Source organism: Bacillus sp. MC1252 (assembly GCF_056838025.1).
Window position 1 is genome coordinate 1,700,059 of record NZ_CM166369.1, and the last position, 16,923, is coordinate 1,716,981.

Annotated in this window: 18 protein-coding genes and 1 pseudogene; 14 read left to right on the plus strand and 5 right to left on the minus strand. The window is 40.4% G+C overall.

Annotated features, from left to right (window positions below; translation table 11 throughout):
- Positions 1-46: 46 nt before the first annotated feature.
- Positions 47-398, plus strand: a pseudogene (locus ACYH0L_RS08510) (DNA/RNA non-specific endonuclease); the annotation flags it as partial.
- Between the two features lie 3 nt (positions 399-401).
- A complete protein-coding gene (locus tag ACYH0L_RS08515) occupies positions 402-884 on the plus strand; it encodes a TIGR01741 family protein (protein ID WP_482354457.1) in 483 nt (160 codons plus the stop codon).
- Between the two features lie 75 nt (positions 885-959).
- Here the strand turns inward: ACYH0L_RS08515 and ACYH0L_RS08520 are convergent, their stop codons facing one another.
- Entirely contained in the window at positions 960-1,208 is a 249-nt protein-coding gene (locus ACYH0L_RS08520; RefSeq protein WP_327925242.1) for a macro domain-containing protein, read from the minus strand.
- 351 nt (positions 1,209-1,559) lie between these two features.
- Here ACYH0L_RS08520 and ACYH0L_RS08525 point away from each other — a divergent pair, with 351 nt between their 5' ends.
- Complete coding sequence (locus ACYH0L_RS08525; protein WP_249705571.1) at positions 1,560-2,102, plus strand: GNAT family N-acetyltransferase; 543 nt, start codon at positions 1,560-1,562, stop codon at positions 2,100-2,102.
- Positions 2,103-2,257: 155 nt separating this feature from the next.
- On the plus strand, positions 2,258-2,839 hold the full coding sequence (locus ACYH0L_RS08530; RefSeq protein WP_249705570.1) for an undecaprenyl-diphosphatase: 582 nt from the start codon (positions 2,258-2,260) through the stop codon (positions 2,837-2,839).
- A gap of 52 nt (positions 2,840-2,891) precedes the next feature.
- On the opposite strand, the gene ACYH0L_RS08535 is transcribed toward ACYH0L_RS08530, so the two are convergent.
- Entirely contained in the window at positions 2,892-3,263 is a 372-nt protein-coding gene (locus ACYH0L_RS08535) for an iron chaperone (RefSeq protein WP_256499605.1), read from the minus strand.
- A gap of 475 nt (positions 3,264-3,738) precedes the next feature.
- On the opposite strand from ACYH0L_RS08535, the gene ACYH0L_RS08540 reads away from it, so the two are divergent.
- The gene (locus ACYH0L_RS08540; protein WP_099725742.1) at positions 3,739-4,851 is read left to right on the plus strand and encodes a response regulator aspartate phosphatase; all 1,113 of its coding nucleotides are present in this window, start codon (positions 3,739-3,741) and stop codon (positions 4,849-4,851) included.
- Between the two features lie 457 nt (positions 4,852-5,308).
- Entirely contained in the window at positions 5,309-5,527 is a 219-nt protein-coding gene (locus tag ACYH0L_RS08545) for a hypothetical protein (protein WP_099725741.1), read from the plus strand.
- A gap of 43 nt (positions 5,528-5,570) precedes the next feature.
- Here ACYH0L_RS08545 and ACYH0L_RS08550 read toward each other — a convergent pair whose 3' ends face one another.
- Complete coding sequence (locus ACYH0L_RS08550; RefSeq protein WP_099725740.1) at positions 5,571-6,266, minus strand: YoaK family protein; 696 nt, start codon at positions 6,264-6,266, stop codon at positions 5,571-5,573.
- A 34-nt stretch (positions 6,267-6,300) separates the two neighbouring features.
- Entirely contained in the window at positions 6,301-8,166 is a 1,866-nt protein-coding gene (locus ACYH0L_RS08555; protein WP_482354458.1) for a DNA ligase D, read from the minus strand.
- Positions 8,167-8,281: 115 nt separating this feature from the next.
- Here ACYH0L_RS08555 and ku point away from each other — a divergent pair, with 115 nt between their 5' ends.
- Positions 8,282-9,130 carry a non-homologous end joining protein Ku gene (gene ku / locus ACYH0L_RS08560; RefSeq protein ID WP_327925238.1) on the plus strand — a complete coding sequence of 283 codons (849 nt, stop codon included), beginning with the start codon at positions 8,282-8,284 and terminating at the stop codon, positions 9,128-9,130.
- A gap of 181 nt (positions 9,131-9,311) precedes the next feature.
- Here ku and ACYH0L_RS08565 read toward each other — a convergent pair whose 3' ends face one another.
- Entirely contained in the window at positions 9,312-9,755 is a 444-nt protein-coding gene (locus ACYH0L_RS08565) for a DUF2188 domain-containing protein (protein ID WP_367307599.1), read from the minus strand.
- A gap of 160 nt (positions 9,756-9,915) precedes the next feature.
- Between ACYH0L_RS08565 and ACYH0L_RS08570 the strand changes: the two genes are divergently transcribed.
- The 7 genes from ACYH0L_RS08570 to ACYH0L_RS08600 all read left to right on the plus strand — a co-directional run bounded on the left by ACYH0L_RS08570 (position 9,916) and on the right by ACYH0L_RS08600 (position 16,853).
- Complete coding sequence (locus ACYH0L_RS08570) at positions 9,916-10,389, plus strand: VOC family protein (RefSeq protein ID WP_230030197.1); 474 nt, start codon at positions 9,916-9,918, stop codon at positions 10,387-10,389.
- A 48-nt stretch (positions 10,390-10,437) separates the two neighbouring features.
- On the plus strand, positions 10,438-10,851 hold the full coding sequence (locus ACYH0L_RS08575; protein ID WP_230030198.1) for an Rrf2 family transcriptional regulator: 414 nt from the start codon (positions 10,438-10,440) through the stop codon (positions 10,849-10,851).
- A gap of 139 nt (positions 10,852-10,990) precedes the next feature.
- Positions 10,991-11,842, plus strand: a complete 852-nt coding sequence (locus ACYH0L_RS08580) for an SDR family oxidoreductase (RefSeq protein ID WP_482354459.1) — start codon at positions 10,991-10,993, stop codon at positions 11,840-11,842.
- A gap of 254 nt (positions 11,843-12,096) precedes the next feature.
- Positions 12,097-13,695 (plus strand): M48 family metalloprotease, encoded by a 1,599-nt coding sequence (locus ACYH0L_RS08585; protein WP_099725732.1) that lies wholly within the window; start codon positions 12,097-12,099, stop codon positions 13,693-13,695.
- A 276-nt stretch (positions 13,696-13,971) separates the two neighbouring features.
- Positions 13,972-14,688: a (Fe-S)-binding protein gene (locus ACYH0L_RS08590; RefSeq protein WP_099725731.1), complete on the plus strand. Its 717-nt coding sequence runs from the start codon at positions 13,972-13,974 to the stop codon at positions 14,686-14,688.
- A 21-nt stretch (positions 14,689-14,709) separates the two neighbouring features.
- Positions 14,710-16,134: a LutB/LldF family L-lactate oxidation iron-sulfur protein gene (locus ACYH0L_RS08595; protein ID WP_230030200.1), complete on the plus strand. Its 1,425-nt coding sequence runs from the start codon at positions 14,710-14,712 to the stop codon at positions 16,132-16,134.
- Positions 16,131-16,853 carry a LutC/YkgG family protein gene (locus tag ACYH0L_RS08600; RefSeq protein WP_230030201.1) on the plus strand — a complete coding sequence of 241 codons (723 nt, stop codon included), beginning with the start codon at positions 16,131-16,133 and terminating at the stop codon, positions 16,851-16,853. The genes ACYH0L_RS08595 and ACYH0L_RS08600 overlap by 4 nt, the downstream gene beginning before the upstream one ends.
- Positions 16,854-16,923 lie beyond the last annotated feature (70 nt).

A 16,923-nucleotide genomic window follows, 5' to 3' on the forward strand; every position in this document is an offset into this window, starting at 1 on the left:
AGGGTTTTTTAAATACCAATATTTACATCAAACCTCGCCGACAGTCGTTAAATACGGAGAGACCAAAAGAAACCAAAATGCACAATCAAACATAGGGAAGCCATACCGATTACCAGATGATAATGGAGGACATTTAATTGCCTCTATTTTTAAAGGGGTCTGGAGATATTGATAACCTACTGCCGATGAATTCACAGATTAATCGAAGTGGCGGGAAATGGTATGAGATGGAACAGAAGTGGAAAAAAGCATTAACGGCTGACCCTCCAAAGCATGTAGAGGTTAAAATCGAACCTGTCTATAAGAATGATTCATTAAGACCTGCAGAATTTCTTGTAGAATATAAAATCGGAGAGCAAAAGAGATTTAGAACTATTAAAAATAAACCAGGAGGTTGAAGCATGGAAAAAATAGAAGAAAACTATAAAGAAATAGCAGAAATAATTAATGAAATGATTCCTGCGGAATGGGATAAAGTTTGGATGTATGCAGAAATCGTTGATGATTCGTCAGAAGTGAACTTTTATTTCTGCAACCTAGGCAATGAAGAATTGATATATGGTCATAATATTCCTGAAAAGTACAGTGTTAGCAACTCTATTTATAAACAGTTATTATTAAAACTTCTCCATTCTTTTGAAGACTTGAAAAAGAAATATGTAAAAAGTGGATTAGGAGATTGGACGACAGCAATTTTAAAGATGGAGCAACCAGGGAAATTCTCGATTGAGTATGGGTACGAAGATATTTATTCATTAGGTACTGATGGTGATCAAAGAATAGCAGTTTGGGAATATGAAACGTTCGGATTTTTACCCGACGATGAGGAAGATAAAGAAGCTGTACTGAATTATTTAAAAAATAAAGAAGAAAACAACAATTAGTTCTTTACCCTCCAAATTAAGGAGGGTTTTTGTATACCTGTATTTACATTTTTTCATAAGAACCTCTCATTCCCTTTATTTAAACCGATAAACCGTCACTTCACAATCACCAAGTACCTCTTCAATCATGTCTTCGACAATCGTCCAATCGCCGCCCGCCAATCCGCAGCCTATCCCATAAGGAATGGCGATGGAATTTCGGTTTTTCTCTTCATGTGAATGTGTCACTGTATCCTTTAGGCTTTGCAAAGCAGCTGCGTAAAGCGTCGTAGTCGGTTTGCTTTCTTTTTCTTCCGTACCCAACTTGAGCAAATAAGCTGGCAATTGTTTTTCCGTCACTTGTTGTGATGAGCTGAACGGAACTTAATAAATCATTTCCTTGTTCTGAACATAAACGTTTATAGTCTTTGGATAATGCTTTTGATTTGTTTTGCTAATCCAGCTTCCATGCCTCCTTTACAGCTCACCTGGTGACAGATGATGTCTTCACTTGCCTCTCTAAGATGTTGCCATCCACCGTTTTGATCATGTTATTTAATAGCTAAAATGCTTTTGATGAGTTTAGTTTATTTGAAGACACTTCACAATGATCTGATTGTCAAAGGTGGTGCATGTCATCTAAAATATGGAGAGACTAAAAATACGAAATAAAGCAGAAACAGTGAGGAGAGCCTAATGAATCAATTAGAAACGAATCGGTTAATTCTTAGACCATTTTGTGATGAAGATGCAGCAGGAATGCTAGATTACTTGTCTAATCCAAGAGTGAATTGTTTTCTTGATGATCAAATCTCTACATTAGAAGAAGCTGCCGCTAAGGTGCAAAAAAGAAAAGCAGATCACTCTTATACAGCAGTTTGTTTAAAAGAAAGTCAACAGATTATCGGTGAATTATTTCATTTAAAAGAGGAGCCTGACACGTATTCAATTGGCTGGAATTTCAATGCAGTATATGAAGGGAAGGGATATGCGCGTGAGAGTGCTGAAGCTCTCTTGTCCTATTTATTTGTGGAAAAGGGGGCGAGGCGGCTTTATGCATACGTAGAGGATGATAATGACCGATCCCGAACATTATGTGAGCGATTAGGGATGCGGAAAGAAGGCCTTTTTCTTGAGTTTATTTCATTTACTACATATGAGGATGGCACACCTAAATATGAAAACACCTATCAATATGCTTTGCTGAAAAAGGAATGGGAGCAGCATCACTCTCAATAGTCTCAGCTACGAAAGGGTTTTGCATCTTGATATCAAGATGACAAAGAAGTGACAAAAATGTGAGATGATCCCTCTATTTTGTTCGCTCGATCGATGTAACGGACATCTTTTTTCATTTATCCTTTTCATAAATCGAGTAAAAGGAATGAAATGAGATGCAGGAGTATAATGAACGGTTGTTTAGATCGATCAATCAGCTCAGTATCGATCACGATTATTTGAATCCGTTGCTGATTGGATTAGCTGAATATACAGTGCTGTTAGTAGCGCTCATGCTTCTTGTCATGTGGCTTCAAAATCGAAGCAGAAAAAATAGGATGGTGGTCATATCTGCTGGACTTACCTTCACATTGGCAGAGTTACTTGGGAAAGTCGCTGGGTTCTTTTATTCTAATCAGCAGCCCTTTGCAGAATTGAGTCATGTCAATCTTCTGATCCATAAGGAAGTGAACAACTCTTTTCCGAGTGATCACACGATTTTTATTTTTTCTATTTGCCTGATCTTTTGGCTGTTTCACAAGCGGCATATTTATTGGCTTTTTATTGCAAGTGCTGTTGGGTTTTCAAGAATTTGGGTGGGGGTTCATTATCCATTTGATGTCTTAGCAGGTGCTGTCATAGCATGTTTAACAGCGGTCGCTGTTATTGGTTTGCCGATATTCCAAAAGTTTATTGATGCCATCCTGTCATGTTATGAATGGTTTGAACAGAAATGTGTAGGGAAGAGAACGGAATAAAATGTTGCAAAAAAACACCCCAATCTGTTTTGGAATCAGATCGGGGTGTTGATTATTTTCGCCAAAACGTTGAACAATCCGCTTTGTCTTCGATATTAAATTCGATGATTTTTTTAAGTAGAGGATAATCGATGGGCAAGCTTTCTTTCATGCGAAACATCTTTTTCCCATGATCATAACCAGCTTGTACAATTTCAGCTGAAAAGTGATCAATTCCTTTTCCTTCTGGTGCGACAGAAATGTGATGTTTTGCCACACTAAACCCAATAATAAACGTGCCGTGATCTGTGAACATGGGCTGATTCCATGCAATTCTTGGCTCTAATTGTGGAAATGTGTCTTCAATCCATTTTAATATGTCTTGAATGCGCTGCTTCAGCTCTGGGTTACCAATATTGCTTACATATTCTTCAAACACATGCATGATGTTTTATCCTCCATTTCCATCGACCTCATAAGCCTCAGACGGGATCCGAATCCCGCTAGGGCAATATGCTTCCCTAAGAATTTCACCTGTCTCAGCCTTTATGCTTTTCGGTGCTTCTGAACCCCTTGCCTTGCCACCTGTCAGCTACAATTTGTTTTACGGCTTTTTTCCCTGCTCGAGCTACTGAGGCACTGAAGTTCTTGGTCATATTATATAGAGAAAGATAATAAAAGAAAACCTGCGCAGATGATTGGTGCTGATGATCTTTTGCTTTTAATCAGAAAAAAGACGGGATTTTTAGCGCAAACATCATTGACTAGGAGAAAGAAACGCATTTTCAAAGGAAACGGTTGTTGAAGATTCAAGTGATTCATATTAAAATGATGTCAAATGGGCTAATTAGCAATTGCTAATAGAAGTTCCACATTTAGTGAAATCATGTCATGTAGCTGAAGGTGATTGGGGGTGTAGAATGAGCAAAGTTCCTGTTGCGGAATTGGCATCACTATTAAATGACTGGAACATGGAAATCAAAAAAGATCATGCAGATGAGGCAGAACGATTATTTGCTAAAGCGAAACAAGCAGTAGAGGAAATTGACGATGCTGATATCCTCATGTATTATTCTCTGCTTGAGAAGAGGCATCACATTCTCATGTACAATTTGAGAGGGCAAAAGGGTGATGTATCAACGAAAAGTATAGAAGGTCATTATGGGAAAAAGGATGATGATCTGTCTCATCGCCTTGCCTATTATTTCGATTTTTATGAGGGTGTGTATGAGCAGCACCAAGGAAATTATGAGGTAGCATTGCAAATGTATCAAAGTGCTGAAAAGCTCTTAGATAAAATTCCAAGTGAGATAGAACGTGCTGATTTTGATTTTAAGGTGGCATGGCTTTACTATCGACTTAGTCATATTATGCTCTCATTAAGCTATATTCGCAGAGCCCTCCACGTCTATAAACGTCACAAGCATTATGAAAGAAGAACGGCACTTTCATACTCTCTCGTTGCAGCTAATCTAACAGAGATCGGGCGGTACGAAGAGGCGCTTGAGAATTATCGTCTGGCGGAAGAGGTTTTGACAAGCGAGCAGGATGACTTTATGCTGGCTCAGCATCACCACAATGTGGCTATTTTATATTCATTTTGGAACAAACCGAAAGAATCGATACGTCATCTTGAAAAAGCGCTGTCCCATCAAGAGTATTATGATTCAGATTTCTTTTTCCATTCTACGTATCTGATCAGCCGGGAACTCTGTGTGATTGGTGAAAAGCAGCGTGCAAGCCAATATATAGAGGCTGCATATGCCAGAATAAAAGATGCTTCTCATGAAGTGTTTCAGCTCAAAATAGGCATCGTACATGATCTTTACTTAACGAATGCGCCACAAAGATTTCAGCAAATTGATGAAAAATTAAGAAAGTTAGAAGAGAAGAATGAATATCATGAAGTAAAAGAGCTTTCGCATTTTGCGGCAAAATATTGTGAAAAGCAAGCACTTTTTGAGCAGTCTGTTTTTTACTTGAACAAAAGTTTAGAAGCGGATTTACATATGAAAAGAATGGGGTTGATTTAAGATGAAAACAGGAGTAAAAGTATTATTCGTTGTGGGTTTAGCGATCGCTGCGTCTGTTCTAACTCAAAACGTTGCGGGTTCATTCGAAGTAGCAGAAAAAATCATTGGTGGTTAATCACTAATCTATATCTCGCCCTTGTTGATGATCGTCAGCAAGGGTTTTTTTGTTTAAATAGGCTCTTCTTATTAAACGCTGCAAGAACGTTTAATAAGAAGAATTCGCAACAAAGGGGGTGTGCAAATTTGTTACCTGCCCCATTATTCTAAATAAACATAGGGCAGAGCAACAAGTTAAAAAGGTCACCTTTCTTTGCTTAATTTAATTTTTTGCAGGACTTTTCATTCAAATTTTATCAAATTGGTCTATTGTACATAGAAGTGAAAGAAAAAGCGCGAACACCGCTCCATTTGTCATGCATATGATGAGCTGAGGTGGATCTTGAAGGTAGGTGATTGTATGTATCCACGGGTATATGGAGGCTTTCACGGAGGCGGAGCACATATCGGACCGGTTGGCACTCATATCGGCTTTGGCGGATATTATGTGAGCCCTGGTGTGTTCTCTGGCTTAGGCGGTTTCCCTGGGTATGGTGGATTTGGGACATTTTCTGGATATCCGTATGGCTCCACGTCCATCATGGGGCGTCCTCCTGGTTTTTATGTGAGAAGTTATTAGTGGTTCATCACAATGATGAAATAGCCATCTAGAGAGAGATTGGCTATTTCAATTGGTGAAAGTGCATGAATGTAGCAGTGATCACAATGACCCCAAGGATGCAGATAGGCAGCCAAATGATGATAAACGGATCGTAAGCATCAGTGTATGCAGCTAAAGCGGCACCTAGGCAGTAAAAGACAATAGAACCGATTCGCATCAAGCTCGCATGCTGAATAGGGGCTTTTCTTTTTTCCCTGTGTGATAAGCGCTGAGCCAAATCTTCAAACAGGTTAGCGAGTGTGCTCGTTAGAACAGTTGTGGAAATGCCAGCAACATTTAATTTACGTGCGGCCGTCGTCTGCATGCCCATGGCCATACTTAAAAGAATAATCAGCATAAAATAAGCACCCTGTGTATAAGGAAAAATGGTCATAAGAGCAAATAGAAGCAAGATCATCACTTCTATAATAAAGATACGTGTAACGGCTTTTGGCCAAAACGTTTTTTCATGCTTCCCGCCCATCACAACGGCAAGTAAAACACCTAGAACGAACCCACTCAGTGCAGTGATGGAATGAAGGGCTGTTAGCTGCAATGAACTTCCTGCTGCAATGCCAAGCAGTACAATATTACCCGTCATATTTGCTGTAAACACATGTCCTAGGCTCAAATAGCCAATCACATCCACAATTCCTGCGGAAAGACATAAGAAGATCAGTGATATGTTTCGAAATGAATGTGCGGTCAAGATGGTCATCCCTTTCTTACTCTCTAATGAATAAGTGTAACGCTTAATGATCGCGAAAGTCCATCTTATGAGCTGGTAAAATGTCTTGAAGCTGATGTAAGACTTGTCTAAAAGCATCATCATTCACAAGGTGTCTCATGCGGCGAAACGGATCGCCTTTTTCCTTTAGCCGCTCAATGACAGACGGCATGGTAAACATAGATGGATGAAGCTCTTTCTGATACAGTTCTTCCCATTCAAGTGGTGTCGCAACGAGTCCAAGCTCGTTTCCTCTTGGGGAATATGGGGCGATGATTGTTTTTCCAGCATCATGCTGAAGGTAATCTAAATATAAACGATTGCCGCGATTTTTCTTTAAACGTTCCAGAGTAAAGAGATTAGGTGCTTGTTCGCATAAAAATTGGCATATAAAAGCTGTGAATTGTCTCGTTTCATCGTATGTGAAGGCGTTTTTCTTTAATGGAATGTAAATTTGAAGTCCTTTTCCCCCGCTTGTTTTGATAAAAGCTGTGAGAAAGAGTCCATCTAAAAGCGCTTTGATTCGCTTGGCTGCTTCTATGGCTAGGTGAAATTCTTTGACAGATGGCGGGTCTAAATCAAAGACGATTTCTGCCGGCCGATCGGTATCTCTTGTTTCAAAAGGAATATGAAATTCCATCGCCAGCTGGTTACCGAGCCAAAGAAGCGTACGAGGATCATTACAGACCGTGTAAGAAATATCATCAACCTCATCTGTCAAAACAAAATCTGGTGCATAATCAGGTGTCGACTTTTGATAAAAGTATTCGTCCCCAGTGCCATGAGGATACCGAATTAAAGTAAGACGCCTTTCACGTAAAAAGGGCAAAAGGTAGGGAGCCACTTGTCTCAAATAAAGTAAATAATCTGCCTTGTTCAGTTGAAGGGCTGGCACAATGGGTTTCTCAGGGTGAGTGACGTCTATAACAGCAGGGAGTGGATACAGCTGTTTGAGCATTTGCTGAAAGGTGCACGCTGCTGGATCAGTATCTAGTAAAAAGGAAGAAAAACGCGGCTCCCTTAAGGCTGATCCATCAAAGGATATACAAGCAATGCTGGCAACGATAGAAGGAGGGATTTCATATGATGATGCCCCTGTTAACTGGCCTTTTGTTTGAAAGAGCGTACGCAGCGTTTGTTCTTCTTCTTTAGAAAATCCATGCTTAAATTGAACAACCTCGATGAGAGCCGAATTTTGATAAATGGAGCCTTGAAAATAGCCATTTTCTTTATCAAAACGGGTTACAATGACAGAGACATACCGCCAGTTTTTGATTTTTAGCCATTCTTTTGAGCGAGTATTGTCCTGCCATTTACTCGTCCTTTTTTTCGCCACGAGTCCTTCCGCTAAATATGTCGTCATCAGCTCTTTCATGTATTCGGGGTTTGGATCTGTATGAATGACCTGAAGAAGGGAAGGGTGCTCCAGCTGAACAGATGAGGGAAGCTTTATTTCTTGAAATACTTGCTGTAACCGTTCTTTTCTTTCTATCAACGGTAAATCAACGAGAGATTTTCCTCTGCATCTTAATAGATCAAACGCAATGAAGTGACATGGAAATCGTTCAGCCTGTCGTTGTATGGCTTCTTTGTTTTTCAGCCTGCCTCTTTGCTGAACCTTCGCAAAATCGCTTTGCTGTTCACTCAGTAAAAAGACCAATTCTCCGTCAAGCGTCAGCGGTAAAAAAGGAGCAAACTGGTCTTTTAATTGTTCGCACTGATCCACCACTTCAGGAAATTGCTCATTTAGCCGTTTTCCAGCTCTGCTTTCTAAATGAATCTCGCCTTCTTCCCATACAAGAATGGCCCGAAAGCCATCATATTTTAATTCAAACACCCAGTCTGCACCGGCCGGAATATCATGTGCTGCCGTTAATCGCATAGGTTTCATTTTGTATGTCACTTCCTTATATCATGTGTTCTTAGAGTGGGATGAAATTTTCATTCACATACATAAGTCTGCTGAAAACATTACATAGTAAGGAGAAAAGAACGGAGGCAACGCGATGCATACAGTATGGAAAGGCGGCATTAGTTTCGGATTGGTCAACATTCCAGTCAAGCTGTTTACCGCTACAGAAAATAAAGATATAAAGTTAAGACAGCTGCATAAGGAGTGTCACACGCCTATTAACTACAAGAAAGTATGTGCCAATTGCGGTGAAGAGGTAGCGCCAGAACAAATCGTGAAAGCGTATGAATATGCGAAGAATAAATTTATTGAATTAGATGATGAAGAGCTAGAAAAACTGCGAAAAGAAAATGAAGAAAAAGCCGTTGAAATCATTGATTTTGTGAAGATAGAGGAGATTGATCCAATCTATTATGAAAGAAGTTACTTTTTATCACCAGATACAGGCGGAGCAAAGGCTTATTCATTATTAAGAAAAGCTCTAGAGGAATCAGGTAAAATTGGTGTGGCAAAGATGATGATCCGCTCAAAGGAGCAATTAGCGATTGTTAGGTGCTATGAACATATTTTGCTGATGGAAACCATTCATTTCCCTGACGAAATTAGACAAGTAGCAGACGTACCGAATATCCCCCAAGAGGAGAACATTGTCAAGAAAGAGTTAGATACAGCGCTCCTTTTGATCGAACAGCTGACCACCACATTCGATCCAGCGGCATATCAGGATGAATACAGAGAACAGCTGATGAATTTAATTGGCAATAAAATATCTGGAGAACATACCGTTCAGCCAGAAACGACTGGCAAAAAAGATCCTGCATCCAATGTGACGGATTTAATGGCCGCTCTGCAGGCTTCGATCGACCGCTCAAAACCAGCCAAAGCAAAAAAAGCAGCGCCTAAGAAAAGAAAAGCACCAGCCAAAAAAGAAAAAAATGCATAAAGAAAAGACCGCTGACGTTCGGTCTTCACTCTGTCTTCTTTTCTGCGTGATAGAAAACCTTTGAAGTCTAGGAAGGGCGAGCACCGGAACGGAGCGAATTTGACATTCGTGAGTAACGGAGCGCAGACCTGACACCGAATGCGAGGGTTTGTCTACACGCTGGGACCGCTGACGAGCGGTCTTATTGCGGCTTTAACACGTCCTGAATCGTCCCGTTTTTTCGGTGGATGACAACAGAAGTTCCTTTATTAGCTGAAATCTCTTTTGCCCGGTCAATTGCTTCTTGTTTCGTTTCTTTAACCTCACTTGCTCGTTTCGCTTTTTCTGTCTGAACCGCCCATCCTTCTTCATGTTTGACGACATGCTGCGCATGATCCATGAGCTCTGGTCTTGCGGAGCTGCTGTCTTCAGAAGGTTTAATAGAACCATGAGATGAGAAATTTTCTATCTCTTTCTCCGTGGCATTCTTTTTCCACTCTTTCGCTTGACTGATCGCGATTGGGATGGCTCTATTTTCGTCATAGCCTTCCTGTATCATTTTATTGGCAATCTCAAGCGCTTTTTTTCGAATGACGCTGTCTAACGATTGAAATACAGCCGGATAATCGTTCATTGTCCAAGGCATATGAAACGCTCCTTTCTTTTATTTGAACACCTTCCCCTATCTGCAATCGATCAAACATACAAGTCCTCTCAAACCAATGACGGGGATAAAATACATCGTTTTGCTGAGGCAGCATCTTATCAATTCCCGCAGAATAGAAGATAGAAAAGGAGTGATTTTAATGATGATGAAAGGTCTGTATGAAGCACATTTACCTGTGAGTGACTTGAAGGCATCTATTGCATTTTATGAAAAATTGGAATTGACACTCGCTCACGAAAATGAACGAGTTGCTTTTTTATGGATTGAGAAAGGAAAGAGCTGGATTGGTCTGTGGAAAGTAGATATAAACGCCTTTCCATACCATCCAGCGACTCGGCACGTTGCCTTTCAAATTACAACGTCCAGTATCGAACAGATCAAGGATTGGCTGGTTGAAAAAGGTATTAGCATTCATCCGATGTTCGGTTTTTCAGAAGAGGAACAGCCTTTAGTTCTCGATAATCCGCCGCAATTTCATGCAGCGATCTATTTTCTTGACCCAGATGGGAATCTGCTTGAATGCATTGCACCGCTTAAGCTTGATGCAGCGGAAGAATACGATATGATGACATTTGAGCATTGGGACCAAAAGAAAAATCCGTTTATTGATTGACAAAATCACTCATTGTAACTATATTGATTACAACGGTGGTGAAAGATTGTGAAACAAATTAGCAGCAGGTATTCGATCGCTGTTCATATTTTGTCATTTATTGCAGGTGTTCCAAAAGAGTGTACAGGTGATTTTATTGCAGAGAGTGTCAATTCAAACCCTGTCATTGTTCGAAAAATGATGGCAATGCTCAAACGAGCGGGTCTCATTGAGATTCGCCGCGGAGTAGGCGGTGCTTATTTAAAAAGGCCGGCAGAGGACATCACGCTGTTAGATGTGTACCGAGCTGTAGATGTAAGCGCTGATGAAGAGTTATTTAACTTTCATCAGCCAGTCATCGCATGCCCGATCGGTCAAGCCATGGATACGAGACTGCGGCACGAACTCAAAGAAGCGCAGTCTGCACTTGAAAATCGCCTAAGACAAGTGACAATCAAGCAATTATTGACGGAGGAAGATTAGAAGAAGCTCATACCCTTTGAGCTTTTTTTACACCTTTTGTTGTAACCGATATGATGATAACAAATGACCTAATATGTGCCTGAAGCTGTTCTACCCATGAAGCATCACCGTTGAATGACAAAATGAGGAGGTCAAACAAATGAAATTATTAGTAACAGGGGCAACAGGACAACTTGGATCGCTCGTCGTTAAGCATTTGCTGACAAAAGTACCGGCTGAACAAATTGCGGTGAGTGTTCGAGATCCGCAGAAAGCAGCGCATTTGAAGGAAGCTGGGGTGGATGTACGCCACGGAGACTTTACTCAGCCAGACACTCTTGCATCAGCGTTTCAAGGCATTGACCGTCTTTTGATCATTTCAACTGCTGATGGAGACCGCGTGAAGCAGCATACGGCTGCCATCCAAGAGGCGAAAGCAGCAAATGTATCCTTTATTGCTTATACGAGCGTGGTCAATGCAAGAGAGAGTCAGCTTGTCCTTGCCCATGACCATGCAAAAACAGAAGAAGCGATTTTGGCCTCTGGCATCCCTCATGTGTTTTTAAGAAACAATTGGTATGTAGAAAATGAAAAAGACACCATTCTGGCATCAGTCAGCGGCGCACCATTTTTAAGCCCTATTGGTGAAGGGAAAGTTGGCTGGGCGACAAGAAATGACTATGCAGAAGCGGCGGCAAATGCGTTAACACTTCCGGTGCATGACCAGGAAATATATGAATTGTCAGGACCTCTTCGGACGCACACTGAACTTGCACAAATTGTCAGTGAGGTGAGCGGAAAAGAGATCAAAGTAGAGAAAATCGATGTAGACACATTTGGAGAATTTTTAGCTTCAAATGGTGTACCAAAAGAGGCTGTTCCATTTGTCAAAGCCATTCAAAGCGGCATTCGCGATGGTGCTCTAGCCGTTGAAAGCCAAGATTTCGAATCATTACTAGGCCGTCCGTTAACGCTTATTGAAGAAAGAATTCGTGAATTGATTTCAAACTAAACATCAAAAAACGCCTATCAAAAGGGCGTTTTTTTTCATGCTGCCACACGAGCATTAAGTACAAATTTTAGACAAATCACTTCGTTGAAATTTCAGAAATTTGGGATTAAAATGAAATTAATGCCTGTTATTTAGTCATCAGATGACCAGATATAAATCAAAGTAGAAGGGAAGTTCGCCGATGAAAGTCAGTTTATTCGTCACTTATTTAATTGACACAATGCAGCCTAAATATACCAGCAGGATGTGATGAAATGTTACGAAAAGCCTCACTTTCTTATCTTATTGCAAGCATTATTACAATAATAGTCATTTTGATTGAAGTTGGTATCCGTTCAGCAGTTGTTTCCCCATTTGTTCTACTTGACTCGAACAAAGAAAACAATCCCAAAGTATTAATTTCCCATTCTCTATTTCAAGGTGATTTTTTATTGACCTATCAAGATGGCTCCTCCAATGAGCATTCAGAAGCAGCCTTTCAATTGGGTGGAAAGCAAATAAATTTCACAGAGATTCCATCTGCTAATGGAACCAACACGATTGAAACAGACAAAATAATGAATGATAAGGCAGTGGTTTTTCTAAGAAGAGGTTTTGTACCTATTCATGACGATACGACCTCGATGGAACAGGTATCACAAAATCCTTTTTTCTCCAAATACAATCTAACGAATCTAACAGAAACTACTAAGGTCAAAACAGGTTTTAAGCATAATACCACATATATTATATTAATTACCTTAATGGGAATCCTTTTGCCCGCTCTGTTATTTTTATTTTTTAACCTTCATGAATCTATGAAAAACCTATTCACATTATTTATTCCTTTTGTTCTAGCCATTTTTCTTCCCTTGGGATTAAATTATTATTTCTTAATGGGATATGTGCTATCAATAACAGGATCTTATGTCTTAAGTATCTTTCTCTCTATACTTGTGCCAACTTTCCTGTCAGTCTTATTGACAGCTTATTCATTTGAGTATACTACAAAAGATTCGCCTGAAGAATTAGAAGAAAATGAAGGCACGTTAGGAAATTCATTCTTAATGAATGTTAGGGAGCAAGTCGTTTTGTTTGGTGCCGTCACATTATCCTTGTTATATTTCGGCTCTTATTTATTACTTTCTTTGTCGTTTCAAGCGAAGATCATGGATAATCTTTTTCTTTTTTGTGCATGGTACTTCGCCCTAGTAATCTTATTTATTATTGGTTACTCAATCATTCAAAAAATAATAAATAAATATGAAGTCTTACATACGGACGAATTCATGAATATTCGCAACGATATTGAGTATAAGACAAAACAAAAGCTAAATATTTGGATAAAAAAAGGCTCGCAACATGATGTGAATGCCTGGATATATTCATTTCAACTTCCATTTACAAGAAGAGTCAATGTTTATGTGACCGAAGGGTTATTAGATAAGTTTGATACAGAGGAAATTCGTGCTATCTTATACCATGAAATGGGACACGTGAAATTAAAACACGCGCATTTCACCATTTACCTAACTTTGATTGTAACATTACTTATGGGAATCAGTATGTATTATGCGAGACAATTTATGCTTGCCAATGGATGGTGGCAATATATTCTTATTTTCCCAGCAGGTGTATTGATCATGATCTTTATTACGGAATGGTTACCAAAGAAAATCAGCCGGTTATTTGAGATTCAGGCTGATAACTTTGCTGTTTCCCACCTTGAAAATAAAACACTGTATCTCAATACTTTGATTAAATTAAGCAGCCTTATTGAAGAAGTAGATGGAGATTATGGAAGAAAATCTGAATGGCGTGAAAGTCATCCCTCTTTCGAAAAACGAATTGAGAACATAAAGAAAACCGATTAAATCAAGGTGATTATTTGAAGACTAAACTGTACCATTCCATAACATAAGCCATTCAAAGCGGAATTCGCGAATTGATTTCAAAATAAACATCCTCATACGCCCTGTAAAAGGGCGTTTTTTTCATGAAGCAATAATGGCAATATGGACAAATTTTAGACAAACCACTTCGTTGAAATTTCAGAAATTTGGGATTAAAATGAAATTAAGGCCTGTTATTTAGTCATCAGATGACCAGAAGGATGAATCAAAATGCAGCAAAAGAAGGGAAGTTCGCCGATGAAAGTCAGTTTATTCGTCACCTGTTTAATTGACACCATGCAGCCGAATGTAGGAAAGGCGACAGTCGAGGTGTTAGAACGGCTCGGTGTTGAAGTGGAATTTCCAGAAGCACAAGTGTGCTGCGGACAGCCAGCCTTTAACAGCGGCTATACAAAAGAAACAATCAAAGCAGCGAAAAACATGATCAAAGCCTTTGAATCAGCTGAATATGTCGTGACACCATCAGGTTCTTGTAAGGCGATGTTTCTAGAATATCCTCATCTTTTGAAAGAAGATCCAGAGTGGACAGCTCGGGCTGAGGCACTTGCCGCGAAAACATATGAATTAACGGAATTTATTGTAGATATTTTACACGTAACAGATGTAGGTGCGAGTTTTAAAGGAAAAGCAACCTACCATACCTCCTGCCATATGACGAGACTGCTAAGAATTATGGAAGCGCCTTTCACACTGTTGTCAAATGTCAAAGATTTGACGATAGAACCTTTGCCCCGAGCAGAAAATTGCTGCGGATTTGGAGGTACCTTTTCAGTAAAAATGACACCCATATCTGAGCAGATGGTCGATGAAAAAGTGCAAAGCATAGAGGAAACAGGCGCTGAATATATCATTGGTGCTGACTGTGGATGCCTGCTGAATATTGGCGGAAGATTGAACCGCCTTGAAAAGCCAATCCAGGTGATGCATATCGCAGAAGTATTAAATAGCCGCTGATGCGAAGAAGGGGAACGGCATATGAGTATGAAAATTGGAGAGAAAGCCTTTAAAGAGCGAATCGGGGAAGGCTTAGAAGACGCTGTCATGAGAGGAGCTGTTTCTTCGGCACAAGAGCGCCTGTATCAAAGGCGGATGACTGCAAGCGAAGAGCTTGGCAATTGGGAAAAGTGGCGTGAACTTGGCGAGGAAATCAGACAACATACACTTGCTCACCTTGATGACTACTTATATCAATTAAGCGAAAGTGTGAGTGAACGCGGAGGTCATGTCTTTTTTGCGAAAACAAAGGAAGAGGCATCAGCGTATATTCAAGGTGTGGCACAAAAAAAAGCGGCCCAAAAGATTGTCAAATCAAAATCAATGGTCACTGAAGAAATTGAAATGAATCAAGCACTTGAAGAGATCGGCTGTGAGGTGATCGAAAGCGATCTTGGCGAATATATTCTGCAAGTAGATGATCATGAACCGCCTTCACATATCGTGGCACCTGCTCTTCATATGACGAAAGAACAAATACGGGACGTGTTTCACGAAAAGCTTGGATATGACATGTCAGAAACCCCTGAAGATATGACGAGCTTTGTGAGAGCAATCTTACGAGAAAAATTCCTCGAAGCAGATATTGGCGTGACCGGCTGTAATTTTGCTGTGGCCAACACAGGTTCCATTTGTCTTGTGACAAATGAAGGGAATGCGGATCTTGTCACGGCCATACCAAAGACGCATATAGCTGTCATGGGGATGGAGCGGCTTGTTCCAACAATGGAGGAGCTGGATGTCCTTGTTGGTCTTTTGTGCAGAAGCGCAGTTGGCCAAAAATTAACAAGTTATATTTCTGTCGTGGGGCCAAAAGGAGAAGAAGAGGTCGATGGGCCAGAAGAATTTCATTTGGTCATTGTTGATAACGGAAGGTCAAATATATTAGGTACAGCCTTTCAGCCTGTTCTGCAATGCATCCGGTGCGCAGCCTGTATCAATGTGTGCCCGGTTTACCGGCATGTTGGCGGACATTCGTACGGATCGATTTATCCGGGTCCGATTGGAGCTGTTCTCTCACCTCTTCTAGGCGGCTATGATGACTATCAAGAGCTTCCCTTTGCGTCAAGCCTTTGCGCAGCTTGCACGGATGCTTGTCCAGTGAAGATTCCACTTCATGAGCTATTAATTAAACATAGACAAGTCATCGTTGAGAAAGAGGGGAGAGCGCCTAAAGCTGAAATGATGGCGATGAAAATGTTCGGAATGGGGGCATCGACTCCCGGGATGTATCAATTCGGAACAAAAGCAGCACCTGTTTTGATGAATCGTATGGCTTCAAACGGACGGATTTCAAAAGGAATGGGTCCTTTAAAGAATTGGACAGATATTCGTGACCTGCCAGCTCCAAGTAAAGAAAGATTTCGGGATTGGTTTAAAAAGAAACAAAAGGAGGAACGGTCATGAAGGGAACCATTTCTCATCGAGATTCGTTTTTAGCTCATATCCAGCAGCAATTAGGCAAAGGCTCCTCTCCATCTACATCTATTCAGCGTCCGGGATGGAAGCATCAAGTACAGTGGGAAACAAACGGACTTCTGTCTAAAGAAGAATTGGTGGATCAATTGAAGAAGCAATGTCAACAAATTCATACAAGAGTGATAGAAACAACGCCGGAGGAAGCGCCCTCTCTATTACGATTATTGATGACAGAGTATGGAGAGGGTCCCGTGATGACCTCGCGTGATAGACGTTTTGAGCAATATGGATTCAATCCTATGTTTGCTTGCTTGCAAAAAGAAGGAATCTCGGTCACCAGCTGGGATGCAGATGCATCAAGGGATGAAAATATAAGGCAGGCAGAACAAGCGAAATATGCGGTTGTGTTCAGTGATTACACACTTGCAGAATCTGGCACAGTTGTTCTTTCATCTCATCAAGGTCAAGGAAGAGCGCTTCATTTTTTACCGATGATGTATATCGTGTGTATAGAAAAAAGCTCGATTGTTCCGCGGATGATTCAGGCCGTCTCGGCTCTTAATTGCTTGGTAGAGGAGGGAGAGCAGGCGAAAGGAGCCATTCATTTCATATCAGGCCCGAGTAATTCTGCCGATATTGAAATGAATTTAGTGGTTGGGGTTCATGGTCCGGTTCGGGCCGTTTATCTATTAATAGATGATGAATGAGGGCTTTCGTGAAGAGAGCCTTTTTTTATATGAAAACAGCTTTCAAACATTTTAAAAAATCATCTTGCCT

Coding starts and splice junctions, on each gene's coding strand:
- ACYH0L_RS08535 (WP_256499605.1), bottom strand. CDS start 3,263: ATGCATGTGTTTGAAGAATATGTAAGCAATATTGGTAACCCAGAGCTG.
- ACYH0L_RS08545 (WP_099725741.1), top strand. CDS start 5,309: ATGTATCCACGGGTATATGGAGGCTTTCACGGAGGCGGAGCACATATC.
- ACYH0L_RS08530 (WP_249705570.1), top strand. CDS start 2,258: ATGCAGGAGTATAATGAACGGTTGTTTAGATCGATCAATCAGCTCAGT.
- ACYH0L_RS08565 (WP_367307599.1), bottom strand. CDS start 9,755: ATGCCTTGGACAATGAACGATTATCCGGCTGTATTTCAATCGTTAGAC.
- ACYH0L_RS08585 (WP_099725732.1), top strand. CDS start 12,097: ATGTTACGAAAAGCCTCACTTTCTTATCTTATTGCAAGCATTATTACA.
- ACYH0L_RS08540 (WP_099725742.1), top strand. CDS start 3,739: ATGAGCAAAGTTCCTGTTGCGGAATTGGCATCACTATTAAATGACTGG.
- ku (WP_327925238.1), top strand. CDS start 8,282: ATGCATACAGTATGGAAAGGCGGCATTAGTTTCGGATTGGTCAACATT.
- ACYH0L_RS08550 (WP_099725740.1), bottom strand. CDS start 6,266: ATGACCATCTTGACCGCACATTCATTTCGAAACATATCACTGATCTTC.
- ACYH0L_RS08595 (WP_230030200.1), top strand. CDS start 14,710: ATGAGTATGAAAATTGGAGAGAAAGCCTTTAAAGAGCGAATCGGGGAA.
- ACYH0L_RS08555 (WP_482354458.1), bottom strand. CDS start 8,166: ATGAAACCTATGCGATTAACGGCAGCACATGATATTCCGGCCGGTGCA.
- ACYH0L_RS08600 (WP_230030201.1), top strand. CDS start 16,131: ATGAAGGGAACCATTTCTCATCGAGATTCGTTTTTAGCTCATATCCAG.
- ACYH0L_RS08570 (WP_230030197.1), top strand. CDS start 9,916: ATGATGATGAAAGGTCTGTATGAAGCACATTTACCTGTGAGTGACTTG.
- ACYH0L_RS08580 (WP_482354459.1), top strand. CDS start 10,991: ATGAAATTATTAGTAACAGGGGCAACAGGACAACTTGGATCGCTCGTC.
- ACYH0L_RS08515 (WP_482354457.1), top strand. CDS start 402: ATGGAAAAAATAGAAGAAAACTATAAAGAAATAGCAGAAATAATTAAT.
- ACYH0L_RS08525 (WP_249705571.1), top strand. CDS start 1,560: ATGAATCAATTAGAAACGAATCGGTTAATTCTTAGACCATTTTGTGAT.
- ACYH0L_RS08590 (WP_099725731.1), top strand. CDS start 13,972: ATGAAAGTCAGTTTATTCGTCACCTGTTTAATTGACACCATGCAGCCG.